This is a genomic window from Shinella yambaruensis (assembly GCF_022899355.1).
GTDB lineage: Bacteria > Pseudomonadota > Alphaproteobacteria > Rhizobiales > Rhizobiaceae > Shinella > Shinella yambaruensis.
Map to the genome: position 1 here is coordinate 256302 of NZ_JALJCK010000007.1, position 24339 is coordinate 280640.

A 24339-nucleotide genomic window follows, 5' to 3' on the forward strand; every position below is an offset into this window, starting at 1 on the left:
TCACGTCCGGATAAGCCAAACGCGAGGACGGACCATGCCCAACACTGCTTCTGACAGAACCATCGCGCCGCTGGAAACGCCGCGGCTCGGCGAGCCGTATCTCCTGACGCCCGGCCCGCTGACGACGGCCTATGCGGTCAAGGAAGCCATGCTGCGGGACTGGGGCTCCTGGGACGGTGATTTCCGCGCCATGACGGCCGACCTGCGCCGCCAGTTGCTGGAGATCGCCGGCGATACGGCGGGCGAATTCGATTGCGTGCCCATGCAGGGCAGCGGCTCGTTCTCGGTGGAGGCCATGCTCGCCAGCTTTGTGCCGAAGGACGGCAAGGTGCTGGTGCTGAGCAACGGCGCCTACGGCAAGCGCATCGCCCAGACGCTCTCCTATCTTGGCCGCGACCATGCGGTGATCGACAAGGGCGACTACATGCCGCCGCGCGGGGCCGAGGTTGCCGCGGCGCTGGATGCCGACCCCGCCATCAGCCATGTCGTCGTCGTCCATTGCGAGACCAGCTCCGGCATCCTCAATCCGCTGAAGGAAATCTCCGACACCGTCTATGCGCACGGCCGCAAGCTGCTCGTCGATTCCATGAGCGCCTTCGGTGCGGTGCCGGCGGGCATTTCCGATTTCCGCTACGAGGCGATCGTCTCCTCGGCCAACAAATGCATCGAGGGTGTGCCGGGTTTCGGCTTCGTCATCGCCCGTAAGAGCGAGCTGGAGGCCGCCAAGGGCCGCAGCCATTCGCTGAGCCTCGATATGCATGCCCAATGGGACTACATGAACAAGACCGGCCAATGGCGCTTCACGCCGCCGACCCATGTCGTCGCCGCCTTCCTGGAGGCACTGCGCATCCATCGCGAAGAGGGCGGCGTCGGCGCCCGCGGCGCGCGCTACGCCCGCAACCGCGACGTCATGGTGGCGGGCATGCGCGAGGCCGGCTTCGAGACGCTGCTCGCCGACGAGTGGCTCTCGCCGATCATCGTCACCTTCTTCAGCCCGGCCCACCCGGCCTTCGCCTTCGACCGCTTCTACGATCTCATGAAGAACAAGGGCTTCATCATCTATCCCGGCAAGCTGACGGTGGTCGACAGTTTCCGCGTCGGCTGCATCGGCCGCATGGACGAGCATGTCATGGGCCGCGTGGTGGACGCCGCCCGCACTTCCCTTGCCGAAATGGGCGTCGACAGCGCCGCCCCGCCGGCCATCGCCCTTGAAGAACGCAGCCGCCTTGCGGCCTAACCGAGAACGGAATTTTTCGATGAACCAGATGTCCAAGATCACCGTCACCGCCAACCGCCGCACCTATCCCTGGCCGAACGTCCCGGCCATCGCCATCTGCCTCGACGGCTGCGAGCCGGCCTATCTCGACGAGGCCATCAAGGCCGGCCTGATGCCGACGCTGGCACGCATCCGCAAGACCGGCACGGAGCGCACCGCGCTCAGCGTCATCCCGAGCTTCACCAACCCGAACAACCTGTCCATCGCCACCGGCCGCCCGCCGGCGATCCACGGCATCTGCGGCAACTACCTCTACGAGCCCGCGACCGGCAAGGAAGTGATGATGAACGACCCGCGGTTCCTCCGCGCGCCGACCGTCTTCAAGGCCTTCTACGATGCCAGCGCCAAGGTCGCCGTGGTGACGGCGAAGGACAAGCTGCGGGCGCTGCTCGGCCATGGCCTGAAGTTCGACGAGGGCCGCGCCGTCTGCTTCTCCTCGGAAAAGTCCGATACCACGACCAAGGCCGAAAACGGCCTCGACAACGCCTCGGCCTGGCTCGGCCGGCCGGTGCCGGAGGTCTATTCCGCCGATCTCTCGGAATTCGTCTTCGCCGCGGGTGTGAAGCTTCTCAAGGAATTCCGCCCCGACGTCATGTACCTGACCACCACCGACTATGTGCAGCACAAATATGCGCCGGGCGTGCCGGAGGCCAATTCCTTCTACGAGATGTTCGACAAGTACCTGACCGAACTCGACGCGCTCGGTGCGGCGATCGTCGTCACGGCCGACCATGGCATGAAGCCGAAGCACAAGGCGGACGGTTCGCCCGATGTCATCTACGTGCAGGACCTGCTCGACGAATGGCTCGGCAAGGATGCCGCCCGCGTCATCCTGCCGATCACCGACCCCTATGTCGTGCATCACGGCGCGCTCGGCTCCTTCGCCACCGCCTATCTGCCGGAAATGGCCGACAAGGAGGAGATCATCGAGCGGCTGAAGTCGATCGAGGGTATCGATGTCGTGCTGTCGCGGCCGGAAGCCTGTGTCCGCTTCGAGCTGCCGGACGACCGCATCGGCGACATCGTGCTCGTCTCCTCGGAGAACAAGACGCTCGGCACCAGCGAGCACCGGCATGACCTTGCCGCGCTCAACGAGCCGTTGCGCTCGCATGGCGGCCTGACGGAACAGGAAGTGCCCTTCATTGCCAACCGCACGCTGCCGGAACTGTCTTCCGCCGGTACGCTGCGCAATTTCGACGCCTTCTACTACGCGCTCGTCGCCGCCGCGCAGCCGGCGCACTGAGGAGGGAGCGATGACCAAAGTGGAAACGACATTCGCGATCCGCCACGAGCCCATGCGGATCGCCGGCAGGATGGTCGATACCGAGGGGCGAGTCGAGGTGCACTACCCCTGGAACGATGCCGTCATCGGCACCGTGCCGGCCGGCAATGCCGAGCATGCCAGAAAGGCCTTCGAGATCGCGGCCGCCTACCAGCCGAAGCTGACGCGCTACGAGCGCCAGCGCATTCTCCTGAAGGCGGCCGAACTGCTGGTCGCCCGCAAGGAGGAGATTTCCGACCTCATCACGCTGGAGCTCGGCATTTCCAAGCAGGATTCGCTCTACGAGGTGGGCCGCGCCTTCGACGTGCTGACGCTGTCCGGCCAGATGTGCATCCACGACGACGGCGAGATCTTCTCCTGCGATCTCACTCCGCACGGCAAGGCGCGCAAGATCTTCACCACGCGCGAGCCGCTGACCGCCATCTCGGCGATCACGCCCTTCAACCACCCGCTCAACATGGTGGCACACAAGGTCGCCCCGGCGATCGCGACCAACAATTGCGTCGTGCTGAAGCCGACGGAGCTGACGCCGATGACGGCGCTCGTCTTCGCCGACATCCTCTATGAAGCCGGCCTGCCGCCTGAAATGCTCTCCGTCGTCACCGGCTGGCCGGGCGATATCGGCATGGAGATGATCACCAACCCGAATTTCGACCTGATCACCTTCACCGGCAGCGTGCCCGTCGGCAAGCTGATCGCCGCGCACGCCCACTACAAGCGCCAGATCCTGGAACTCGGCGGCAACGATCCGCTGATCATCCTCAACGACCTCTCCGACGACGACCTCGCCAGGGCGGCCGACCTTGCGGTGGCCGGCGCGACGAAGAATTCCGGCCAGCGCTGCACGGCGGTCAAGCGCATCCTCTGCCAGGAGCGCGTCGCCGACCGCTTCGTGCCGCTGGTGCTGGAGCGGGCGAAGAAGCTGAAATTCGGCGATCCCATGGACCGCGCCACGGAACTCGGCACGGTGGTGCACGCCAAGGCCGCGGAGGTCTTCGAGCGCCGGGTGCACCAGGCAGCGGAAGAAGGGGCGGAGATCCTCTACGATCCCGGCCGCAAGGGCGCCCTCCTGCCGCCGATCGTCGTCGACCGCGTCTCCCATTCGAGCGAGCTCGTCATGGAGGAGACCTTTGCGCCGATCATCCCGATCGTCCGGGCACCGGATGATGACGATGCGCTGATCGCGCTCTCCAACTCCACCGCCTTCGGCCTTTCCTCCGGCGTCTGCACCAACGATTTCCGCCGCATGCAGAAATACATCGCCGGCCTGAAGGTCGGTACGGTGAACATCTGGGAGGTGCCTGGCTATCGCATCGAGATGAGCCCCTTCGGCGGCATCAAGGATTCGGGCAACGGCTACAAGGAAGGCGTCATCGAGGCGATGAAGAGCTTTACCAACGTGAAAACCTTCTCCTTGCCGTGGTGATCTGAAGCAATCCCCTGCGGGATCACCCCTTCTGGGAGCCGCTTCGTGCGGCTCCCTTTTTTGTTGCCTGTTTTTCTCGCGGAGCGTGATGATTCCGGCGGCTACGGGTTCCGAATTGCCTGTTCAAACGGCAGTTTTCTTATAATTTTTATCTTCCAAACGATAAGAATAATAAATTTTACTTACCCAAAACCCCTGCCAGAATGCCTTTGGAAGCCGATCATATGAAGGGTGACATCTAGATCGCCCGCCGCGCTTCCCGGATTTTTCCAGGCCTTCAGAGGAGATTTTCAATCATGAACAGACGCATGCTTTTTATGCTTGCCGGCGCGGTTTCCGCCGTGCTTCCGACCATTGCCTTCGCTGAAACCCAGCTCACTGTCTATACCGCCGTCGAGGCCGTCGACCTCGACCGCTACAAGGCGACCTTCGAGAAGGCCCACCCCGACATCAAGATCAACTGGGTGCGCGATTCCACCGGCGTGATGACCGCCAAGCTGCTCGCCGAAAAGGACAATCCGCAGGCAGACGTCGTCTGGGGCCTTGCCGCCACCTCGCTGCTTCTTCTCAAGACGGAGGGCATGCTGGAAAGCTACGCGCCGAAGGGCGTCGAAGCGCTCGACAAGAAATTCGTCGACAAGGACAATCCGCCGAGCTGGGTCGGCATGGACGCCTATGTCGCCGCGCTCTGCTACAACACGGTGGAAGGCGAAAAGCTCGGCCTGACGGCGCCGGCGAGCTGGGAGGATCTCACCAAGCCGGAATACAAGGGCCATATCGTGATGCCGAACCCGGCGTCGTCGGGCACAGGCTTCCTCGACGTCTCCGGCTGGATGCAGATGTGGGGCGAGGAGAAGGCCTGGGACTTCATGGACAAGCTCCACGAGAACATCTCCGCCTATACCCATTCCGGCTCGAAGCCCTGCAAGATGGCGGGCGCCGGCGAAGCGGTGATCGGCGTCTCCTTCGAGTTCCCCGGCGCCAAGGCCAAGAGCGCCGGCGCGCCGATCGACATCATCTTCCCCTCGGAAGGCTCCGGCTGGGAAGCCGAGGCGACGGCGATCATCGCCGGCACGGCGAACCTTGAGGCCGCCAAGACGCTGGTCGACTGGTCGATCACCAAGGAAGCCAACGAGATGTACAACGTCGGCTACGCGGTGGTTGCCTATCCGGGCGTCGCCAAGGAGGTCGAGCACCTGCCGTCGGACATCGCCTCCAGGATGATCGACAACGACTTCGAATGGGCGGCCAACAACCGCACCACCATTCTGAAGGAATGGCAGAAGCGCTACGACGCCAAGTCGGAGCCGAAGAGCTGACCGATCGGCCGGGCGGGGTGCCTTTTTGCGCTCCGCCCATCGCATTCTCCTGAAATCCCTGAAGCCAGCGGAGCTTGCCGATGAGACATGCCCTGTCGATCGAACCGACGCCCACGAGCCTTCCCCGCGCCGCCGATCCCGCGGCCCCCTATCTGGAGATCACCGATCTGTGGAAGGCGTACGGCGATTTCGTCGCGCTGCGCGATATTTCGCTCAGCATCGCCAGGGGCGAGTTCATCTGTTTCCTCGGCCCTTCCGGTTGCGGCAAGACGACTCTTCTCAGGGCGGTCGCCGGCCTTGACCTGCAGTCGCAGGGCACCATCCTGCAAGGCGGCCGCAATATCTCCACCCTGCCGGCGTCCAGCCGCGACTACGGCATCGTCTTCCAATCCTACGCGCTCTTCCCGAACCTCACCATCGAGCAGAACATCGCCTTCGGCCTGGAGAATACCGGCCGGTCCAAGGCGGCGGTGGCCTCCCGCGTGTCCGAACTGCTGGAAACGGTCGGCCTTTCGGCTCATGGCAAGAAGTATCCCGCCCAGCTTTCCGGCGGCCAGCAGCAGCGCATCGCGCTCGCCCGCGCCATCGCCATCTCGCCGGGCCTGCTCCTGCTCGACGAGCCGCTCTCGGCGCTCGACGCCAAGGTGCGCGTGCACCTGCGCCACGAGATCAAGGCGTTGCAGCGCAAGCTCGGCGTCACCACCATCATGGTGACGCACGACCAGGAAGAGGCGCTTGCCATGGCCGACCGCATCGTCGTGATGAACCATGGCATCATCGAGCAGGTCGGCTCGCCCACGGAGATCTACCGTTATCCCGAAACGCTGTTCGTCGCCGATTTCATCGGCGAGACCAACCAGTTCCCGGCGAGGGTCGTCCGGGGCGGCGAGGTCGAGATTGGCCATTCGGCCTTCTGCTGCGCGACGGACGGTTTTGCGGCCGGGCAAGCCGCAACCGCCGTCGTGCGCCCGGTCGACATCATCCCGCACGGTGCGCATGCCCATGCCGTCAACGCCATCGACCGGCCCGCGACGCCGCAAAACCTCATCGACGCCGAGGTGCGGGAAATGGAGTTCCTCGGCATGTTCTGGCGCACGCGCCTGACCGCGCCACGGCTCGGCGAGCGCACGCTCGTCGCCGATTTCTCCGTCAATGCCGTGCGCCGGCTCAGCATCGAGACGGGGGGAGTCATCCAGGTGGAAATCCCGCGCGAGCGCCTGCTGCTCTATCCGAGGAGCGCCTGAGGATGGCCATCGCCCTTGAGACAGCCCACCCGCCGCTCGCCGGCAAGCACCTGCGCCAGCAGACCTCCCGCGACGACCGCATCAAGCTCGGCTTCATGGCCGTCATCGGCCTTTATCTCGTCATCGCGCTCGGCGCGCCGCTCTTCGTCATGCTGTCGAAGTCGCTGTCGACCTACCGGTTCGACCTTACGGCCTACGAGTTCCAGGTAAGTGACGGGACGGGTGCGAACTGGGGGCCGGTCGTCACGGCCGACGCGCTCAACCGGCAGGCCGGGGCCGTGGCGGAGGCGGACCTGTCCACCAATTCCGACGGCCGGCTTGCGGCGACAAAATTCTTCCCGGAATTCAGCTTCCGCAGCCCTGTGAACTACCGAATCCGCGGCGTGGACGAGGACGCGGCTTTTCTCGTCGGTTCGACGCTGGAGAAGGGGACGGCGTGGCGTGAATACGATTCCGGCACGTTCCGCCGCGTCGTGCTGCGCCCGGCGCGCACCATCGGCCTTGAGAACTTTTCGAACTATTTTTCCACGCCGGCGCTCGCCCAGTCGATCTACAATTCGGTGCTGATGGCGGCGATCAGCACGGTCGTCACCGTTTCCATAGCCTTTGCGCTCGCCTATGGGCTGACGCGCAGCTGCATGCCGCTGAAAGGCCTCTTCCGCGGCATCCTGACGATTCCGATCCTCGTGCCCTCGCTGCTTCCCGGCATTGCGCTCGTCTATCTCTTCGGCAACCAGGGGGTCTTCAAGGACTGGCTGCTCGGCTACTCCATCTATGGGCCGATCGGCATCGTCATCGGCTCGGTGTTCTTCACCCTGCCGCATGCCTTCCTGATCATCCTGACGGCGCTGTCCGTCGCCGATGCGCGGCACTACGAGGCCGCCGCCTCGCTGAAGGCGAGCAAGTGGCGTACCTTCCGGACGGTCACGGTGCCCGGCGCGCGCTATGGCATCGTCTCGGCCGCCTTTGTCGTCTTCACGCTGGTCATCACCGACTTCGGTCTGCCCAAGGTGATCGGCGGGCAGTACGGCATGCTCGCCGTCGACATCTACAAGCAGGTCATCGGCCAGCAGAATTTCGAGATGGGGGCGGTCGTCTCCGTCATCCTGCTCGTGCCGGCCGTGCTCGCCTTTGCCGTCGACCGGCGCATGCAGAAGCGGCAGGTGGCGCTGCTCTCGGCCCGGGCGGTGCCCTATGCGCCGAAGCCGAACGTGCGCGTGGACGCACCGTGCTTTGCCTTCGCCTGCCTCGTCAGCCTGTTCATCCTCGGCATGATCGCCATGTGCCAGGTCGCGGCGGTGGTGAAGTTCTGGCCCTATGACCTGACGCTGACGACGAAGAACTTCGCCTTCGACCTGATGGACGGCGGCGGCTGGGCGGCCTATGGCAACTCCATCCGGCTCGCCTTGCTGACGGCGCTGTTCGGCTCGCTTGTCGTCTTCGCCGGCGCCTATATGGTCGAGAAGGCGGATGGCTTTCGGTTCGGCCGCGGCCTCTTCCACTTCCTGGCGATGATGCCCATGGCCGTGCCGGGTATGGTTCTCGGCCTTGCCTATATCTTCTTCTTCAACAACCCGGCCAACCCGCTCAACCCGATCTACGGCACGATGACGATCCTCGTCGTCTGCACTGTGACTCATTTCTACACGGTCGCGCACCTGACCGCGCTCACTGCCCTCAAGCAGATGGATCCGGAATTCGAATCCGTCGCCGCCTCGCTGAAGCAGCCCTTCCACCGGCTGTTCTTCCGGGTCACGGTGCCGGTTTGCCTGCCGGCAATCCTCAACATCGCCATCTATCTCTTCGTCAATGCGATGACGACGGTCTCCGCCGTGGTCTTCCTCTATGCCACGGACACCAAGCTCGCCTCGGTCGCCGTGCTCAACATGGACGATGCCGGCGACATCGCTCCGGCGGCGGCGATGGGCATGATGATCTTCTACACCAATGTCGCCGCCAAGCTGATCCATGCGCTGATCGCCCGGGGATTGCTGGCACGCACCCAGGCCTGGCGATAGGCCTCATGCCGGGCGGCCGCACCGCCCGGCACCTTCTCCTCAGGCGACATGCCGCTCGTGTTCCATCTCCGGAGCATTGCCTCTGCCGCCCGCACGGCGGCGCGCGGTTTCCGCCAGGCGGGTCTGCTGCGGCGTGCAGCCGTAACGCTCCCGGTATGTTCGGGAAAAGTGCGAGGCGGTGGAGAAGCCGCAGGCCATGGCGATCTCGATGATGGGCTGGGACGCGGTCAGGAGCAGGAGATGCGCGCGCTCCAACCGCAGATCCAGATAGTAGCGCGCGGGCGTGCGCCCCATCTCCCGCCGGAACAGGCGCTCCATCTGCCGGCGGGAAAGCCCGCTGGCGGGCGAGAGGGCCGTGAGCCTCAGCGGCTCGGACAGGTTCGCCTCCATTTGCTCGATGACCCGGATCAGGAAGGCATTGTCGGTGCCGAGGCGGGCCTGAAGCGGCAGGCGCTGGCGCTCGCCGGTCTCGCGCAACCGCTCGCGAAGCGCGATCTCGCAGATGCGATTGACGGTGTCCGTGCCGAGATCCGCCTCGATGAGGCGCAGGAACAGGTCGAATGGCGCGTTGCCACCCGCGCAGGTATAGAGGCTGCCGTCGATCTCGAACGCGGTCTGGCGCGCCTTTGCGGTGAAGAACCGCTCGGAAAAATCCGGAAAATGCTCCCAGTGTACTGCGCAGCGGCGCCCGTCCGTGAGGCCGGCGCGCGCAAGGGGATAAAGGCCGCTGGCAAAGCTGCCGAGGGCCAGGCGGTTGCGGCCGCACAGCCGTAGCCAGGCCTCCAGTGCCCGGTCGGGCGGCGGTGCCATGCGCCCGCCGCAAACGACGATGCACCGGGGCGGCGCCACCCGCAACAGTCGGTCCCGCTCCTCGGCGAGCGACCTGTCGGCCGCGATGCGCATGCCGCAGGACGAAACGGCCGGCTGCCCATCCGCCGTGACGGCAAGCCAATCGTAGACCGGCCGGCCGGCTACGTCATTGGCGAGCCGCAGCGCCTCGACGGCCGCGGAAAATCCATGCAGCGCAAAGCCGTCGAGCAGATAGAAGGTGAAGAAGCGGTCGCCCGTGCATGCCTGTTGCATTGTCTCCTCCTGAGCGTGAAGGGTTGGCAAGAATGCAAGATGGGAAAAAAGATTACATAATGCAACATAAATGGACGCCATCACGGGCGTTTCTGATGTGTCGGAAGCAAGAACACCGCTTGGGCAATGGGAAAAGCCCGTCTGGATCGGGCTTTTCCCGTCCGGCTTGTCAAAACGACAAAAATGATCGCAGATAGCGGCATGTCTGACTCTCAAAGCACGCGAGCCTTGGCTCCTCGTCGCCACGGTGAAATCCTGCGCCGCCTTGCGGCGGATGGGACGGTGAGCATCACGGAGCTCGCCGATTTCTTCGACGTGTCGCGGCAGACGATCCGGCGGGACCTGAAGCTGCTTGCCGATCGCGGCCAGCTCGATCTCGTTCATGGCGGGGCGACCCTGTTCGAGCCGACCGAGGCCGCCTTCACGGAGCGGCGGGAGGAAAATGCCGATGCCAAGGCGGCGATCGGCCGCGTGGCGGCCGGCCTGGTGCGCGATGGCATGGTGGTCTTCCTCGATTCCGGTACGACGACGCTGGCCGTCGCGCAGGCGCTTTCCGAGCGGAAGAACCTGACGATCTGCACGACGTCGCTGTCCATCGCGCTGCTCATGTGCCGCCAGCCGCTGGTGCGTGTGCATATGCTCGGCGGCGAGATCGACCCGGACGAGGAGGCGGCCGTCGGCATCGATGCGCTGGAGGGGATCGGCCATTTCCGCGTCGATGTCGCCTTCCTGGGCGGCGGCGGCCTATCGCCCGACGGCGAGGTGACCGACTTCACCCGCAACGGTGCCGAGCAGCGCTCCCGCATGGTGGCGACGGCGGGCAAGGCCTATTTCGTGCTCGACAGCTCCAAGTTCGGCCGGCTGACGCCGCTGCGTATTCCACGCTTCGAGATGGCAGCAGGGGTGATCGCGGACCGCCGCCCGCCGGAGGCGATCTGCGAGGCACTGGAGCGCAGGGGGCCGGCATTGCTCATTCCTGCGTGATGAAATGTAATTTTTTGTAATATTTTGTCTTGTTCTTTCTCGGTGATTTGGTACCTTTCGGCCTTCCATCACTTCGGGAGGTCGTTTCATGGCGCAGGCATTTCCAACCCAGGCGCAGGTTGTCATCATCGGCGGCGGCATCATCGGCTGCTCGCTCGCCTATCACCTGACCAAGCTCGGCTGGCGGGACGTGGTTCTCCTGGAGCAGGGCCAGCTGAGCGGCGGCACCACCTGGCACGCCGCCGGCCTCGTCGGCCAGCTGCGCAGCCACGCCAACATGACGAGCCTCATCAAATATTCGACGCAGCTCTACAGCGAGCTGGAGGCCGAGACCGGACTTGCCACGGGCTGGAAGAATTGCGGTTCGCTTTCCGTCGCGCGCACGGCGGATCGCATGACCGTGCTGAAGCGTACCGTCGCCTCCGCCCGTGCGCAGGGTGTCGCCATCGAGGTGATCTCGCCGAAGGAAGCGCAGGATCTCTGGCCGGTCATGGCGATCGACGACCTCGTCGGCGCCGTCTGGCTGCCGGGAGACGGCAAGGCCAATCCGACGGATCTCACGCAATCGCTCGCCAAGGGCGCGCGCAGCCGTGGCGCGCGCATTTTCGAACGCGTCCGGGTCACCGGCATCGCCACGGCGAAAGGCGCTGTCACCGGCGTGGAGACGGATCGCGGGCCGATCGCCGCCGAAATCGTCGTCAACTGCGCCGGTCAATGGGCGCGCAAGGTCGGGAAGATGTGCGGCGTCGCCGTGCCGCTCCATTCGGCCGAGCACATGTATATCGTCACCGGCCGCATCGAGGGCGTGCATCCCGACCTGCCGGTGATGCGCGATCCCGACGGTTACATCTATTTCAAGGAAGAGGTCGGCGGGCTCGTCATGGGCGGTTTCGAGCCGGAGGCCAAACCCTGGGGCATGGCCGGTATTCCGGACGATTTCGAATTCGCCCTGCTGCCCGACGACTGGGACCAGTTCGAGATCCTCATGCAGAGCGCGCTGCAGCGCGTGCCGCAGCTGGCAACCTCGGAGGTCAGGACGTTCTACAACGGCCCGGAAAGTTTCACGCCGGACAACAATTTCATCCTCGGCGAAGCGCCGGAGCTGAAGAACTTCTATGTCGGCGCCGGTTTCAACTCCATGGGCATCGCCAGTGCGGGCGGGGCGGGGCGGGCGCTGGCCGAATGGATCGTCAACGGCGCGCCGACCATGGACCTTTGGCCCGTCGACATCCGCCGTTTCGCAGGCTTCAACAACAATCCGCGCTGGCTGCACGACCGTGTCAAGGAAACGCTCGGCCTGCACTATGCCATGCCCTGGCCGAACCGGGAGCTGGACACCGCGCGGCCCTTCCGCCGCTCGCCGCTCTATGACCGGCTGGCCGCGAAAGGGGCCTGCTTCGGTTCGAAAATGGGCTGGGAGCGTGCGAACTGGTTTGCCGCGGAGGGCGAGCGGCCGGTCACGGAATACGCCTTCGGCCGGCAGAACTGGCACGCGGCGGTGAAGCGCGAGATGAAGGCGACGCGCGAGGCGGCCGGCATCTTCGACCAGACCTCCTTCGCCAAGCTGCTCGTGCAGGGACGGGATGCCGCCGCAGCGCTGAACCGTATCTGTGCAGCGGTGATCGATGTGGAAATCGGCCGCTCCGTCTATACCGGCCTGCTGAACGAGCGCGGCGGCTATGAGAGCGACTTGACGGTCATGCGTCTTGCGGCCGACCGTTTCCTTCTCGTCACCGGTTCGGCGCAGGCGGTCCATGACGCGGACTGGATTCGCAAGAACATCCCCGTGGACGCTCATGTGAGCCTCACCGATGTCACGTCGGCCTATGCCGTGCTGGCGCTGATGGGCCCGAAATCGCGCGATATCCTCGCCCGCCTCACCTCCACCGACCTTTCCGGCGAAGGCTTCCCCTTCGCCACGATCCGTGAGATCGACATCGGTTACGCCACCGCCTATGCCAACCGCATGACCTATGTCGGCGAGCTCGGCTGGGAATTGATCGTGCCGACGGAATTTGCCGTCGGGGTCTACGAGGCGCTGCAGGAGGCCGGGCGTGATCTCGGGCTGGTGGATTGCGGCTATTATGCGCTGGAAGCGCTCCGGCTGGAAAAGGGATACCGCGCCTGGAGCCGCGAACTGACGCCGGACATCAACCCCTACGAGGCGGGCCTTGCCTTTGCGGTCTGCCTCGACAAGGCAGGCGGCTTCATCGGGAGGGAGGCGCTGGTCGCGGCAAAGGCCAGGGGCACGCCGACGAAGCGCATCGTGCAGTTCACCGTCGATGACCCGCTGCCCATGCTCTGGGGCGGCGAGCTCATTCTTCGGGACGGCAAGCCCGTCGGGGAGGCCCGGTCGGCGGCCTATGGCCACACGCTCGCCCGCTCCGTCGCTCTCGGCCTCATCGAGAACCCTTCGGGCGTCGACAAGGCCTTCCTGGAGAGCGGGCGCTTCGAGATCGACCTTGCGGGCGAGCGGTTCCCGCTGACGCCCTGCCTCGCGCCGGCCTACGATCCGAAGGCGCTGCGCGTGAAGGCGTAGGGGCGTATATCCCGATACCGGTAAGGAGAACGCCGCCCCGGAGCCGGGGCGGTGGATTGCGGGCGGGCAAGCGGCCGCCTGTCAGCCCTGCGCCGGCTTCCAGTCCGCCGGAGGAATGCAGTTTATCATCCACGGGACGCCGAACTTGTCGACCACGGAGCCGAACCCCGGCGACCAGAAGGTCTCGCCGAACGGCATGACGGCCTTGCCGCCTTCGGCGAGCTGGTCGAACCAGCGTTGTGCCTCGGCCTTGTCCGTGGTGTGCAGCGTGACGTCGAAGCCGTTCTTGGGCTTGTCGATGTTGGGCGCCCATCCGACATCCATGTCGGCGCCCATCAGTGCCTGGTCGCCGACGTCCAGCCAACAGTGCATCAGCCAGTCCTTGTACTTCGCATCGCTGATCGGCATGTCCGGCGGGCCTTCGCCATAGGGCATGGCGGCGGTGATCTTGCCGCCCAGAACCTTGGCGTAGAATTCGAATGCCTCGCGGCACTGTCCCTGGAAACTCAGGCTGGTCACGATCTTCATGCTTCATTCCTCCTCGTGGTTGTCGTTTTGTCCGCGACGCAGGATCCGCTGCCTGGGGATATTGATGTTGATATCAACGTAAACGGCTTGCAGAGTCAACCCGTGGCAGGGCCTCTCGTATAGCCACGCGAGGCAAACAAGATTGAGAGATCGGCCCATGATATCGGCCCGTCAAGCATCCGGCCTTCCCAACCGCTGAGAGACCCTGTCAACGACGGGTTTTCGCCGGGGCCGCCTTGTCGCTTCCGGCGGAAAAATCCCGCCGGACGATGCCGTGGCGCTGGAGCTTGTCGTAGAAGGTCTTGCGCGGGATGCCGAGGGCGGCGATCGTTTCCTGCACGTCGCCGTCATGGGCGCTGAGCGTGTCGCGGATGATCTCGGCCTCGAGCCGCTCCAGCCGTTCCGGCAGCGAGCCGGCGCCGCCGGTCTCGGGCGAGGGGCTTTGCGACGAAAGCACCGCGGACGTCATGCCGAGCACGGTGCGCTCGGCGAAATGGGAGAGTTCGCGCACATTGCCGGGCCAGTCGTGCTCGCGCAGGTGGCGCAGGATATCGGCCGAAAGACCGGGCGCCGCGCGCTGGAAGCGCCGGGCGGCGCGCTCGGCGAAATAGCTGAACAGCAGCGGAATGTCCTCACGGCGCTCGCGCAGCGGCGGAATGGTGAGGGAAACGACGTTCAGCCGGTAGTAGAGGTCTTCGCGGAAGGTCTTCCGCTGGGCGGGATCGGCGAGATCGACCTTGGCGGCCGCGACGATGCGGATATCCACCGGCCGGACCTCGTTCGTGCCGAGCGGCGTCACCTCGCGCAGTTCGAGCACGCGCAGCATCTGGACCTGCGTGGAAAGCGGCATGCTTTCCAGTTCGTCGAGGAAAAGCGTGCCGCCGCTCGAATGTTCGATGCGGCCGATGCGTTTCTTCTGCGCGCCGGTGAAGGCGCCGGGTTCATGGCCGAAAAGCTCGCTTTCGATAACCTGCTCGGGCAGGGCGCCGCAGTTGAGCGCCACGAAGTTACCCTTCGCCCGGCGGCTCCAGCCATGCAGCAGACGGGCCACGACCTCCTTGCCGCTCCCTGTCTCGCCAGTGACGAGCACGTCGACATCCGTATCGGCGATCTGGCGCAACGTCTGGCGAAGCCGGTCCATCGCCGGCGTCTGGCCGATCAGGGGGATGTCGTCCTCTGCCTGCCGGACGCTTTCCCGCAGGCGACGGTTCTCCAGGACGAGGCTGCGTTTTTCCGCCGCGCGCTGGACGCACTGGATCAGCCGTTCGGCGGGAAAGGGCTTTGCGATGAAATCGTAGACTCCCTCCTGGATGGCCTTGACCGCCGTTGCGATGTCGCCGTGGCCGGTGACGAGCACGACCGGGATCTCGGCGTCGAGCGCGCGAACGCGCGCGAAAAGCTGGAGGCCGTCCATGCCGGGCATGCGGATGTCGGAGACGACGACGCCGGCAAAATCCGTGTTCAGCAGGTCCAGCGCCTCGGCGGCGGAACCGAGCGGCGACACGGCAAAGCCCGCGAGGTCCAGCGTCTGGGCCGTGGCGCGCAGAAGCTGCCTGTCGTCATCGATGAGGAGAACGGGCGTGCTCATGCGTCAGCCTTTCGCAGGTGGACCCGGAAGGTGGCGCCGCGCTCGCCCGTCTCGACCTCCAGCCGGCCGCCATAATCGGAGACGATGTCCTTGGCGATGACGAGGCCAAGGCCGAGGCCCTTTTCCTTGGAGGTGTTGAACGGCTCGAAGAGCGAGGCGAGGATGTCGGCCGGCAGGCCGGGACCGTTGTCGGCCACCGAAACGACGACATCGCTTTTCCCGGCGGCGATGGAGACAGTAACGCGCCCGTCCGCGCGGTCCTCCACGGCCTCGAGGGCGTTCTGGAACAGGTTGATGAAGACCTGTTCCAGCCGCAGCCGGTTGCCGGTCACGCGCAGGCCCTCCGACAGCGGGGCGACGATCAGGCGTTCGAGCCGGCCGGTGAAGCGGCTGCGCAGCAGGAGGATCGCGCCGTCGATGACCTCCTGCAGCACGACGGGCTCCGCGGCGGTGCGCCCCTTGCGCGCCAGCGCCTTCAGGTCTTCCGTGATGCCGGCGATCCGGTCGGTGAGGCCGGCGATGAGATCGAGGTTCTCCTTTGCCGGCTCTGGCCGGTTGCGCGTCAGAAAAACCTTTGCATTGTCGGCATAGGCGCGAATGGTGGCGAGCGGCTGGTTGATTTCATGGGCGACGCCGGCGGCGACCTGGCCGAGGATGGCGAGCCGGTTGGCCTGCACCAGGTCCTCCTGCACGGCCTGCAGCTTCGTTTCGGTTTCCCGGTGATCGGCAATCTCGGCCTGCAGGTGGTCGCGGGCGAGGCTGAGGTCGCGCGTGCGCTCGATCACGCGGCGTTCGAGTTCTTCGCGCGCCGCCTGGTCGCGCGCGGCGTCGGCAAGCGCCGTCTGGCGCCGGCGCAGCCAGAGCGCGGCTATGAGTGTGACCGCGCCGACGGCCACGAGGGCCAGGAGGCGCGCCTCCCGCATGCCGGCGTCGACGGCGCCGCGGGCCGGTACGAGATATTCGAAATGCCACGGCGTCGAGGCGACGGGCGCGATGATCCTGAGATAGGTCTCCGCGCCGCCGCCCGGCTGGACGGCGCGCAGCAGCAGGCTTCCCTCCACCGGATCGAAGGGGAGGGGGGCGAGGGGCGCCTCGCCGAACTGCAGGCTTTCGCGAATGGCCGCGAGGCTTTCGGCCGGCAGCGGCTGCGTGGTCATGAAGCGCCAGGAGGGGATGCTGGTGATCAGCACCACATGATTGGCATCCACCACGTAGGACGGACGCTGCGTTTCGTGCCAGTCGCGCTCCAGCTGGTCGAATTCCATCTTGACGACGATGACGCCGAGGGGCGCGGCGGCCGGGCCGATCCGGTGGGAAATGTAGAGGCCGGGCCGCTTGCTGACCGAGCCGAGCGCGAAATGCTCTGCCGTGCCCTCCGCCATCGCGCGGGAAAAGTAGGCGCGGAACGAATAGTCGTTGCCGACGAAGCTCGTCGGCTCGCGCCAGTTGCTGGCGGCGATCGCCGCGCCCTTGCCGTCGATGGCATAGATCACCGCCGCATTGGTGCCGGCAACCAGTTCCTCCAGCTTGCGGTCGAGGAAGGAGCGCCGGGCGGCGTCGGTGTCTGCCAGGGCCTCCATGACGTCCCGGTCGCGGGACAGCAGGAAGGGAAGGGCCCGCGGGCGTTCCAGAACGGCCTGCAGGAGCGCGACCTTGAGGTTCGCATCGATCCGGCCCTGCGCCTCAAGTCCCGAAAGGGCCGAGGCGCGGCCGTAGAGGCCGGCAGCGTGGAGCGCGGCAAGAGTGAGGACGAGGACGGCAATGGCGAACGCCACCCATTGCCGCCGCGTCGCGCGGTCGAGGGCGATCTGGCTGCTCGTCGTCGGAAGCGGGTTCATCGGAGATTTTGAGCATGAAACCGCACGATCCTCAAGAAGAATAGTGCGAAAACCCGCACTCCTTTGCTTTTAGAGATTTGCATGGTTTTAAAATAATTTATTTATTACAGCCACTTAAATGAAGAAATGCAAACTGGCACGCCGCTTGCTGAACCTCCTGCGATTGCAGCAAAGCCACCCCGGGAAGAGCCAGTGCGCTGGTTGGGGTGCGAAAGGAGGAAGCCATGCACATCTCGTCTGTCGCCACGCCCGACCGTGGCCCGTTGCCGTTCTACCGCCACCTCTATGTCCAGGTGATCGTCGCCATCGTCGCCGGCATGCTGGTCGGCCACTACTATCCCGATTTCGGCGCCGGCCTGAAGCCGCTCGGCGATGCCTTCATCCGGCTCGTCAAGATGATCATCGCGCCGGTGATCTTCCTGACGGTCGCGACCGGCATTGCCGGCATGTCGGACCTCAAGAAGGTGGGGCGCGTTGCCGGCAAGGCGATGATCTATTTCCTCACCTTCTCCACGCTCGCGCTCGCCGTGGGCATGCTCGTCGCCAATGTCGTGCAGCCTGGCGCCGGCATGCATATCGATCCGGCCTCGCTCGACGCCGATGCGGTGGCGACCTATGCCAGCAAGGCGCATGAATCCACCATCACCGGCTTCCTGATGAACATCATACCGCAAACCATCGTCGGCGCCTTCGCCGAGGGTGACATCCTGCAGGTGCTGTTCTTCTCGGTGCTGTTCGGCATTGCGCTCGGCATGGTCGGCGAGCAGGGCAAGCCCGTCGTCGATTTCCTGCAGGCCCTGACGACGCCGATCTTCCGGCTGGTCGCCATCCTCATGAAGGCGGCGCCGATCGGTGCCTTCGGTGCCATGGCCTTCACCATCGGCAAATACGGCATCGGCTCGGTCGCCAACCTCGCCTTCCTGATCGCCACCTTCTACCTCACCGCCTTCCTCTTCGTCTTCGTCGTGCTGGGCACCGTTGCCCGGTACAACGGCTTCTCGATCATCGCGCTCATCCGCTATATCAAGGAAGAGCTGCTGCTCGTCCTCGGCACGTCTTCGTCCGAGGCGGCGCTTCCGGGCCTGATGCAGAAGATGGAACGGGCGGGTTGCAAGCGCTCGGTCGTCGGCCTCGTCATTCCGACGGGCTACTCGTTCAATCTCGACGGCACGAATATCTACATGACGCTTGCCGCGCTCTTCATCGCGCAGGCCGTCGACATTCCGCTGTCGATGGGCGACCAGATCCTGCTGCTGCTCGTGGCGATGCTGAGCTCAAAAGGCGCCGCTGGCATTACCGGTGCCGGCTTCATCACGCTTGCCGCGACGCTTTCCGTCGTGCCCTCCGTGCCGGTTGCCGGCATGGCGCTCATCCTCGGCATCGACCGTTTCATGTCGGAGTGCCGGGCGCTTACCAACTTCATCGGCAATGCCGTCGCGACGATCGTCGTCGCCCGGTGGGAAGACGAGCTGGACGTCGCCAAGCTGAATGCGGCGCTGAGCGGCGGCATCGAGGAAACACCGGTACCAGTGCCGGTCCTGCAGCCGGCGGAGTGACCGCGGCCCTCGCCTGAGCCCTGGAATTTGCAGCCTCCTCAAGGCGCGGCGCTAGGATCGCCGCGCCTTGATCGTGTTCATCACGAAGCTGGTCTCGATCGTGTCGACGCATTTCAGCTTGGCGATCTTGTCCTTGATGAAGCGCTCGTAGTGATCGAGGCCGGCGCTCATCACCATCAGCACATAGTCCCGCGCACCCGTCACCAGCTGGCACTCGATCACCTCGTCCCAGCCCTTGACGGCCTCCTCGAACATGCGGATTTCGTCGTCGTGCTGGCGGCTGAGGCGGATCGACGCGATGGCGGTCATCGTCCAGCCCTCGACGGCCGGATCGATGATCGTGGTATATCCGCGGATAATCCCGGTTTCCTCGAGGCGCCGCAGCCGTCGCAGGCACGCCGATGCGGACAGGCCGACGCGCTCGGCCAGTTCGTTGTTGGTGATGCGGGCATCCGCGGCGAGCTCGCGCAGGATGCGCCGGTCGATGTCATCTGCAATTTTCTGCGACAATTTTCAGCTTTCCTCGCAAGAAGTTGCTTTAAAAAACAACAAGCCGCACCAAATAGCAAGGAAACGCCGCCGCCTCTGATATAATTTGTCGTTGGAGATCGCTACACGAACGAGGGAGACGTTTCATGACCGCGCCGCATCCGTCGAGAACCCATATCGGCAACCACGCCCTGCATCCCGAAACGCAGATGCTGAACTATGGCTATGATCCAGAACTCTCCGAAGGCGCCGTCAAGCCGCCGGTCTTCCTGACGTCGACCTTCGTCTTCGCATCCGCCGAGGACGGGCGCGACTTCTTCGACTACGTCTCCGGGCGCAAGGAGCCGCCGGAAGGCAGGGGCGCCGGCCTCGTCTATTCGCGCTTCAACCATCCCAACAGCGAGATCGTCGAGGATCGCCTGGCCGTCTACGAGCGGACGGAAAGCTGTGCGCTGTTCTCCTCGGGCATGTCGGCGATCGCCACCACGCTCCTCGCCCTCGTGCGGCCGGGCGATGCCGTGCTGCATTCGCAGCCCCTTTATGGCGGCACCGAAACCCTGCTGGCAAAGACCTTCCTCAATCTCGGCGTCTCGGCCGTGGGTTTTGCCGATGGCGTCAGCGAGGCGTCGGTGCAGGCCGCGGCGGAGGCGGCGATGCAGAAGGGCCGCGTCTCCGTGATCCTCGTCGAAACGCCGGCAAACCCCACCAACAGCCTCGTCGATATCGCGATGATCCGCCGGGTCGCCGATGCGATCGGCAAGCGGCAGGGGCATGTGCCGGTCGTTGCCTGCGACAACACGCTGCTCGGCCCGGTCTTCCAGCGGCCGATCGAGCATGGGGCGGATCTCTCGCTCTATTCGCTGACCAAATATGTCGGCGGTCATTCGGACCTGATCGCCGGGGCGGCCCTCGGCCGCAAGGCGGTCATGAAGCAGGTCAAGGCGCTGCGCGGCGCGATCGGCACGCAGCTCGACCCGCATTCCTGCTGGATGCTCGGGCGCTCGCTGGAGACGCTGCAGATCCGCATGGAGCGGGCGAACAGCAATGCGGCAGCAGTCGCCGAATTCCTGCGCGAGCATCCCAAGGTGGAGGCGATCCACTACCTGCCCTTCTACGACCCCGCATCGCCGGCCGGCCGGACCTTTGCCACCCAGTGCAGCGGTGCCGGCTCGACCTTCTCCTTCGACATAAAGGGCGGGCAGCCGGCCTCGTTCCGGTTCCTCAACGCGCTGAAGATCTTCAAGCTCGCTGTCAGCCTCGGCGGCACGGAATCGCTCGCCTCGCATCCCGCGACGATGACCCATTCGGGTATCCCCGTCGAGGTGCGCCAGCGCATCGGCGTGCTCGAATCGACCATTCGCCTGTCCATCGGCATCGAGCATCCCGATGACCTGGTGGCCGATCTGGTGCAGGCGCTCGACGCAAGCTAGGACTTAGCTCTCCATGGGCCCCTTGCCCTGCCCGTCGAGCAGCCAGGCGATGCTGACCTGCAGGATGCGCGCGAGCATGTCGAGGCGGTTGGCGCGGGGCTCCGCGCGGTCGTTCTCCCAGTTGGTCCAGGTCTCGACCGTCACGCCGGCAATGGCGGAGATCTCTTCGACGGTAAGGCCGACGGCATCGCGCGCGAGCGAAATCCGCCCGCCGATCGTGTCATAGGCCGTGTCGACAGCGGTCCTTGGGGCAAGCGTGGCGTCGTTGTACATGTCGATATCCTTTGTTCGTGGAGGGATGCCCCGCGCGGTTCGCGCGAGGCAGGCTGTCGGTCCTGCGGCCGGCGTCAGCCGTCTTCCTTGGCAAGCCAGGCCTTGATCTGGTCGGCATGGTTCGCGATGTACGCGTCGACGGCCTTCTCATACGAGGTCTCCTGCGCGTCGAACATCGCGGCCTCGAGGTCGCCGATCGGCAGCTTCATGCGCGACAGGAAGGCCGCGACCTCCGGATTGTCCTTGTCGAAATCCTTGCGGGCGATCACATCGACATGCTCGGCCTTGCCGAGGGTGCCCTTCGGGTCGTCGATGTAGCGCAGCTCGTATTTGCCGAACATCCAGTGCGGGCTCCAGGAAGTGGCGACGAACCATTCCTCCTTGCGGATCGCCCGGTCGACCGTCGTCAGCATGCCGGCTTCGCTGGAGATCTGCAGCTTGTAGCCGTCGAGGTCGTAGTCCTTGACCGCCTGTTCCGAAAGGCGGGTGAGGCCGGCGCCAGGATCGATGCCCTCGATGCTGCCCTTCAGCTTCGCCTTCACGTCGTCCTTCTTCAGGTCCTCGATGGAGGCGATGGCGTCTTCCGGCACATAGGCGGGCACCACCCAGCCGAGCTTCGCGCCGTCATAGACGGTGCCGAGCGTCGTCACCTTGTCCTTCACCTTGGCGAAGTAGTCGGCATGGGTCTGTGGCAGCCAGGCCATCATCATGACGTCGAGGTCGCCGCGGCCGACGCCCTGGTAGAGCGGCGCGACGTCGGTCTGGACGAGCTCGACCTCGTGGCCGAGTTCGTCCTTGATGAGCTTGGCGGCAAGCTTCGTCACGAATTCGGCGTCGGACCAGGCGGCCCAGCCGATCTTCACCGGCGCCTTGTCTTCGGCCAGCGTCGTGCCGGCCGCACCGATGAACATTCCGGCCGCAAGGCCGAGGGTAACGAGTGTCTTGAACATCTTTGCTCCTTTTGGAAGGTTCGCATTCGGCGGCGCGCGCCGCCGGCTTTCGGGCGTCAGGCCGTGGCGATGGACGCCGCCGGGGCCTGCGTCCGGGTTCGGAAGACGGTGCGCCAGAGGCCGGCGCGTTCCTTTCCGAGGCTCTGGGTGATCCGGTCGAGGATCACCGCGAGAATGACGACGGCGATGCCGCCCTCGAAACCGGTGCCGACATCGAGACGCTGGATCCCGGTCAGCACCGTGTTGCCGATACCGCCCGCGCCGATCATCGAGGCGATCACCACCATGGACAGCGACAGCATGATCGTCTGGTTGATGCCGGCCATGATGGAGGGCATGGCGTTGGGCAGCTGCACCTTGAAGAGCAGCTGCGGGGCCGTGCAGCCGAAGGCGTTGCCGGCCTCGATATATTCCACATGCACCTGGCGGATGCCGAGATTGGTGAGGCGCACGACCGGCGGCATCGAGAAGATGACGGTCGCGATGGTGCCGGGCACGGCGCCGAGGCCGAAGAACATCGCAGCCGGGATCAGGTAGACGAAGGCGGGCATGGTCTGCATGAGGTCGAGCACGGGGCGGACGACGGCCGCGACCCGGTCGCTGCGCGCCATGGCGATGCCGAGCGGCAGGCCGACGAGCATGGCGACAAGCGTCGAGGCGAGAACCAGCGACAGCGTCTCCATCACGGCGGACCACAGGCCCATATGATCGACGAGCCAGAGCGCGGCGGCGGTGAAGGCGGCAAAGCCGAAGCCGACGCGCCAGAGCGACAGCAGCACGAAGATCGCAAGGCCGACAGGCATCGGCGTTGCGAGAAGCGCCGCCTGGATGCCGTTCGTCACCGCGCCGATCACGGCGGCGATGAAGTCGAGCAGCGGGGCGAAGTTGTCGAGGATGTAGTTGACGGCGTTGTCGACGCCGTCGCCGATATCGAATGTCATGGATTTTTCTCCGGGCTGGCGGGATCAGGCGGTGCGGTCGAGCGCTTCGAGAAGCGCGGATTTGCTGATCGAGCCGAGGTAGCGGTTGGCCTCGTCGACGACCGGGACCGGAAAGGCGCTGGCGGCGACCTTGCCGAGGACGTTGGCGAGGTTTTCCGAGGCGGGGATCGGCTCGATGCCCGGCAGGAACGCCCGGCGATAGGGATCGCTCGCGCCGTCGCGGCTGGTCTCGATCAGCGATGTGCGGCTGACCATGCCGTGGAAGGTCTTGTCGCGGCCGAGGATGATGGCGACATCCCGGTCGAAATGCTCCATGCGTTCCAGGGCCGCGGCAGCGGAGACGCCCTGGCGCTCGATGATGGTCACCTGCGTCTTGCGCGCGACGTCCCCGGCGCGGAAGACCTGCGAGACATCGACATTGCGGAAGAAGGAGCGGACATAGTCGTTGGCGGGCTTCAGCACGATCTCGTCGGGCGTGCCGACCTGCACGACCGCACCGTTCTGCATGATGCAGATGCGGTCGCCGATGCGCATGGCCTCGTCGAGGTCGTGGCTGACGAAGACGATGGTCCGGCTGTGCTCGGCCTGGAGGCGCACCAGCTCGTCCTGCATCTCCGTGCGGATGAGCGGATCGAGCGCGGAAAAGGCCTCGTCCATCAGGAGCACGGTCGGCTCGCCGGCAAGCGCCCGGGCAAGGCCGACGCGCTGCTTCATGCCGCCGGAAAGCTGGTCGGTGCGGCTGTCGTCATAGCCGTCCAGCCCGACGGCCCTGAGCGCGGCGCGGGCGCGCTGCCTGCGCTCGGCCTCGCCCATGCCGGCAACCTCCAGCCCGAAGGCGGCATTGTCGATGACGGTGCGGTTCGGCAGCAGCGCGAAGGACTGGAAGACCATGCTGATGTCGCGGCGCCGGAGCGCGATCAGCTCGCTGCGCGGCATGCGCGCGACGTCGCGGCCCTCGATCTCGATCGATCCCGATGTCGGCTCGATCAGCCGGTTGATGAGGCGCAGCATGGTAGACTTGCCGGAGCCTGAAAGGCCCATGATGACGAAGATCTCGCCGGTGCGGATATCGAAGCTGGCATTGTCGACGCCGATGGTGCAACCCGTGGCCGCGTGGATATCCGCCTTGGTCTTTCCGGCCTTCAGGAGCGCGAGGGCCCTGTCGGGTCGCTCGCCGAAAACCTTGAAGACGTTCTTGATACTGATCTTGATCCCTCGGTCGTTTGCCGAAAGGTCGCTCTCAGTTGCAAAAGCCATATTGTCCTGGGCCCGGCTCCGGAAGCGGGGCGCTCTCCTTTGTTGGTTGTCAGCTGATCAAGCACTCAGCGGGATGAAACACGCGCAAGCCGAAAGGCTTCGCAAAAACGATAGCGCGTCGCAATATGGACACTGTTTGGCACATTGATGCCAAATTGTCCACACGATAAGAAAAAAATTCTATTTGTGTGTTCATTTCAGCTCGGAGCCGGAACGATTTCGCGCCGGAATCTGTGGCGCTTGCGCCGCTCGCCGATCTGGCCTCGGGCGGCCTGCCAGCGACATCGCCTTTGCCTCTGGCCTGACAAATATGGCGGC

19 protein-coding genes are annotated in these 24339 nt (G+C 65.1%); 10 read left to right on the top strand and 9 right to left on the bottom strand.

Annotated features, from left to right (window positions below):
- Window positions 1-34: 34 nt before the first annotated feature.
- The 6 genes from MUU56_RS18420 to MUU56_RS18445 all read left to right on the top strand — a co-directional run bounded on the left by MUU56_RS18420 (window position 35) and on the right by MUU56_RS18445 (window position 8565).
- Window positions 35-1237, top strand: coding sequence for a 2-aminoethylphosphonate--pyruvate transaminase (locus MUU56_RS18420; RefSeq protein ID WP_244768736.1), 1203 nt, complete (start codon window positions 35-37; stop codon window positions 1235-1237).
- A gap of 19 nt (window positions 1238-1256) precedes the next feature.
- Window positions 1257-2519 (top strand): phosphonoacetate hydrolase, encoded by a 1263-nt coding sequence (gene phnA, locus MUU56_RS18425; RefSeq protein ID WP_244768737.1) that lies wholly within the window; start codon window positions 1257-1259, stop codon window positions 2517-2519.
- 10 nt (window positions 2520-2529) lie between these two features.
- On the top strand, window positions 2530-3984 hold the full coding sequence (gene phnY / locus MUU56_RS18430) for a phosphonoacetaldehyde dehydrogenase (protein ID WP_244768738.1): 1455 nt from the start codon (window positions 2530-2532) through the stop codon (window positions 3982-3984).
- 296 nt (window positions 3985-4280) lie between these two features.
- Window positions 4281-5303, top strand: a complete 1023-nt coding sequence (locus tag MUU56_RS18435; RefSeq protein WP_244768739.1) for a putative 2-aminoethylphosphonate ABC transporter substrate-binding protein — start codon at window positions 4281-4283, stop codon at window positions 5301-5303.
- A gap of 80 nt (window positions 5304-5383) precedes the next feature.
- Window positions 5384-6547 (top strand): putative 2-aminoethylphosphonate ABC transporter ATP-binding protein, encoded by a 1164-nt coding sequence (locus MUU56_RS18440; RefSeq protein ID WP_244768740.1) that lies wholly within the window; start codon window positions 5384-5386, stop codon window positions 6545-6547.
- A gap of 2 nt (window positions 6548-6549) precedes the next feature.
- Complete coding sequence (locus MUU56_RS18445) at window positions 6550-8565, top strand: putative 2-aminoethylphosphonate ABC transporter permease subunit (protein WP_244768741.1); 2016 nt, start codon at window positions 6550-6552, stop codon at window positions 8563-8565.
- A 39-nt stretch (window positions 8566-8604) separates the two neighbouring features.
- Here the strand turns inward: MUU56_RS18445 and MUU56_RS18450 are convergent, their stop codons facing one another.
- On the bottom strand, window positions 8605-9648 hold the full coding sequence (locus MUU56_RS18450) for a GlxA family transcriptional regulator (RefSeq protein WP_244768742.1): 1044 nt from the start codon (window positions 9646-9648) through the stop codon (window positions 8605-8607).
- A gap of 201 nt (window positions 9649-9849) precedes the next feature.
- Between MUU56_RS18450 and MUU56_RS18455 the strand changes: the two genes are divergently transcribed.
- On the top strand, window positions 9850-10632 hold the full coding sequence (locus MUU56_RS18455; protein WP_244768743.1) for a DeoR/GlpR family DNA-binding transcription regulator: 783 nt from the start codon (window positions 9850-9852) through the stop codon (window positions 10630-10632).
- A gap of 88 nt (window positions 10633-10720) precedes the next feature.
- Window positions 10721-13171: a GcvT family protein gene (locus MUU56_RS18460; protein ID WP_244768744.1), complete on the top strand. Its 2451-nt coding sequence runs from the start codon at window positions 10721-10723 to the stop codon at window positions 13169-13171.
- Window positions 13172-13252: 81 nt separating this feature from the next.
- Here MUU56_RS18460 and MUU56_RS18465 read toward each other — a convergent pair whose 3' ends face one another.
- The 3 genes from MUU56_RS18465 to MUU56_RS18475 form a co-directional block, all read right to left on the bottom strand.
- Window positions 13253-13699, bottom strand: coding sequence for a VOC family protein (locus tag MUU56_RS18465; RefSeq protein WP_244768745.1), 447 nt, complete (start codon window positions 13697-13699; stop codon window positions 13253-13255).
- Window positions 13700-13907: 208 nt separating this feature from the next.
- The gene (locus MUU56_RS18470) at window positions 13908-15287 is read right to left on the bottom strand and encodes a sigma-54-dependent transcriptional regulator (RefSeq protein WP_244768746.1); all 1380 of its coding nucleotides are present in this window, start codon (window positions 15285-15287) and stop codon (window positions 13908-13910) included.
- Window positions 15284-17125 (bottom strand): sensor histidine kinase, encoded by a 1842-nt coding sequence (locus MUU56_RS18475; protein ID WP_244768747.1) that lies wholly within the window; start codon window positions 17123-17125, stop codon window positions 15284-15286. Before MUU56_RS18475 ends, MUU56_RS18470 begins: the two co-directional genes overlap by 4 nt.
- A 224-nt stretch (window positions 17126-17349) precedes the next feature.
- Here MUU56_RS18475 and MUU56_RS18480 point away from each other — a divergent pair, with 224 nt between their 5' ends.
- Window positions 17350-18681 carry a dicarboxylate/amino acid:cation symporter gene (locus tag MUU56_RS18480; RefSeq protein WP_244768748.1) on the top strand — a complete coding sequence of 444 codons (1332 nt, stop codon included), beginning with the start codon at window positions 17350-17352 and terminating at the stop codon, window positions 18679-18681.
- 51 nt (window positions 18682-18732) lie between these two features.
- Here MUU56_RS18480 and MUU56_RS18485 read toward each other — a convergent pair whose 3' ends face one another.
- Entirely contained in the window at window positions 18733-19191 is a 459-nt protein-coding gene (locus MUU56_RS18485) for an Lrp/AsnC family transcriptional regulator (RefSeq protein ID WP_244768749.1), read from the bottom strand.
- 125 nt (window positions 19192-19316) lie between these two features.
- On the opposite strand from MUU56_RS18485, the gene MUU56_RS18490 reads away from it, so the two are divergent.
- Window positions 19317-20600, top strand: a complete 1284-nt coding sequence (locus tag MUU56_RS18490) for a cystathionine gamma-synthase family protein (RefSeq protein ID WP_244768750.1) — start codon at window positions 19317-19319, stop codon at window positions 20598-20600.
- Between the two features lie 3 nt (window positions 20601-20603).
- On the opposite strand, the gene MUU56_RS18495 is transcribed toward MUU56_RS18490, so the two are convergent.
- From MUU56_RS18495 to proV, 4 genes are all read right to left on the bottom strand, one after another.
- Entirely contained in the window at window positions 20604-20873 is a 270-nt protein-coding gene (locus MUU56_RS18495) for a helix-turn-helix domain-containing protein (RefSeq protein ID WP_244768751.1), read from the bottom strand.
- A gap of 74 nt (window positions 20874-20947) precedes the next feature.
- Complete coding sequence (locus MUU56_RS18500; protein ID WP_244768752.1) at window positions 20948-21823, bottom strand: glycine betaine ABC transporter substrate-binding protein; 876 nt, start codon at window positions 21821-21823, stop codon at window positions 20948-20950.
- Between the two features lie 56 nt (window positions 21824-21879).
- The gene (locus MUU56_RS18505; protein WP_244768753.1) at window positions 21880-22764 is read right to left on the bottom strand and encodes an ABC transporter permease; all 885 of its coding nucleotides are present in this window, start codon (window positions 22762-22764) and stop codon (window positions 21880-21882) included.
- Window positions 22765-22788: 24 nt separating this feature from the next.
- Window positions 22789-24021, bottom strand: a complete 1233-nt coding sequence (gene proV, locus MUU56_RS18510) for a glycine betaine/L-proline ABC transporter ATP-binding protein ProV (protein ID WP_244768754.1) — start codon at window positions 24019-24021, stop codon at window positions 22789-22791.
- Between the last annotated feature and the right edge of the window lie 318 nt (window positions 24022-24339).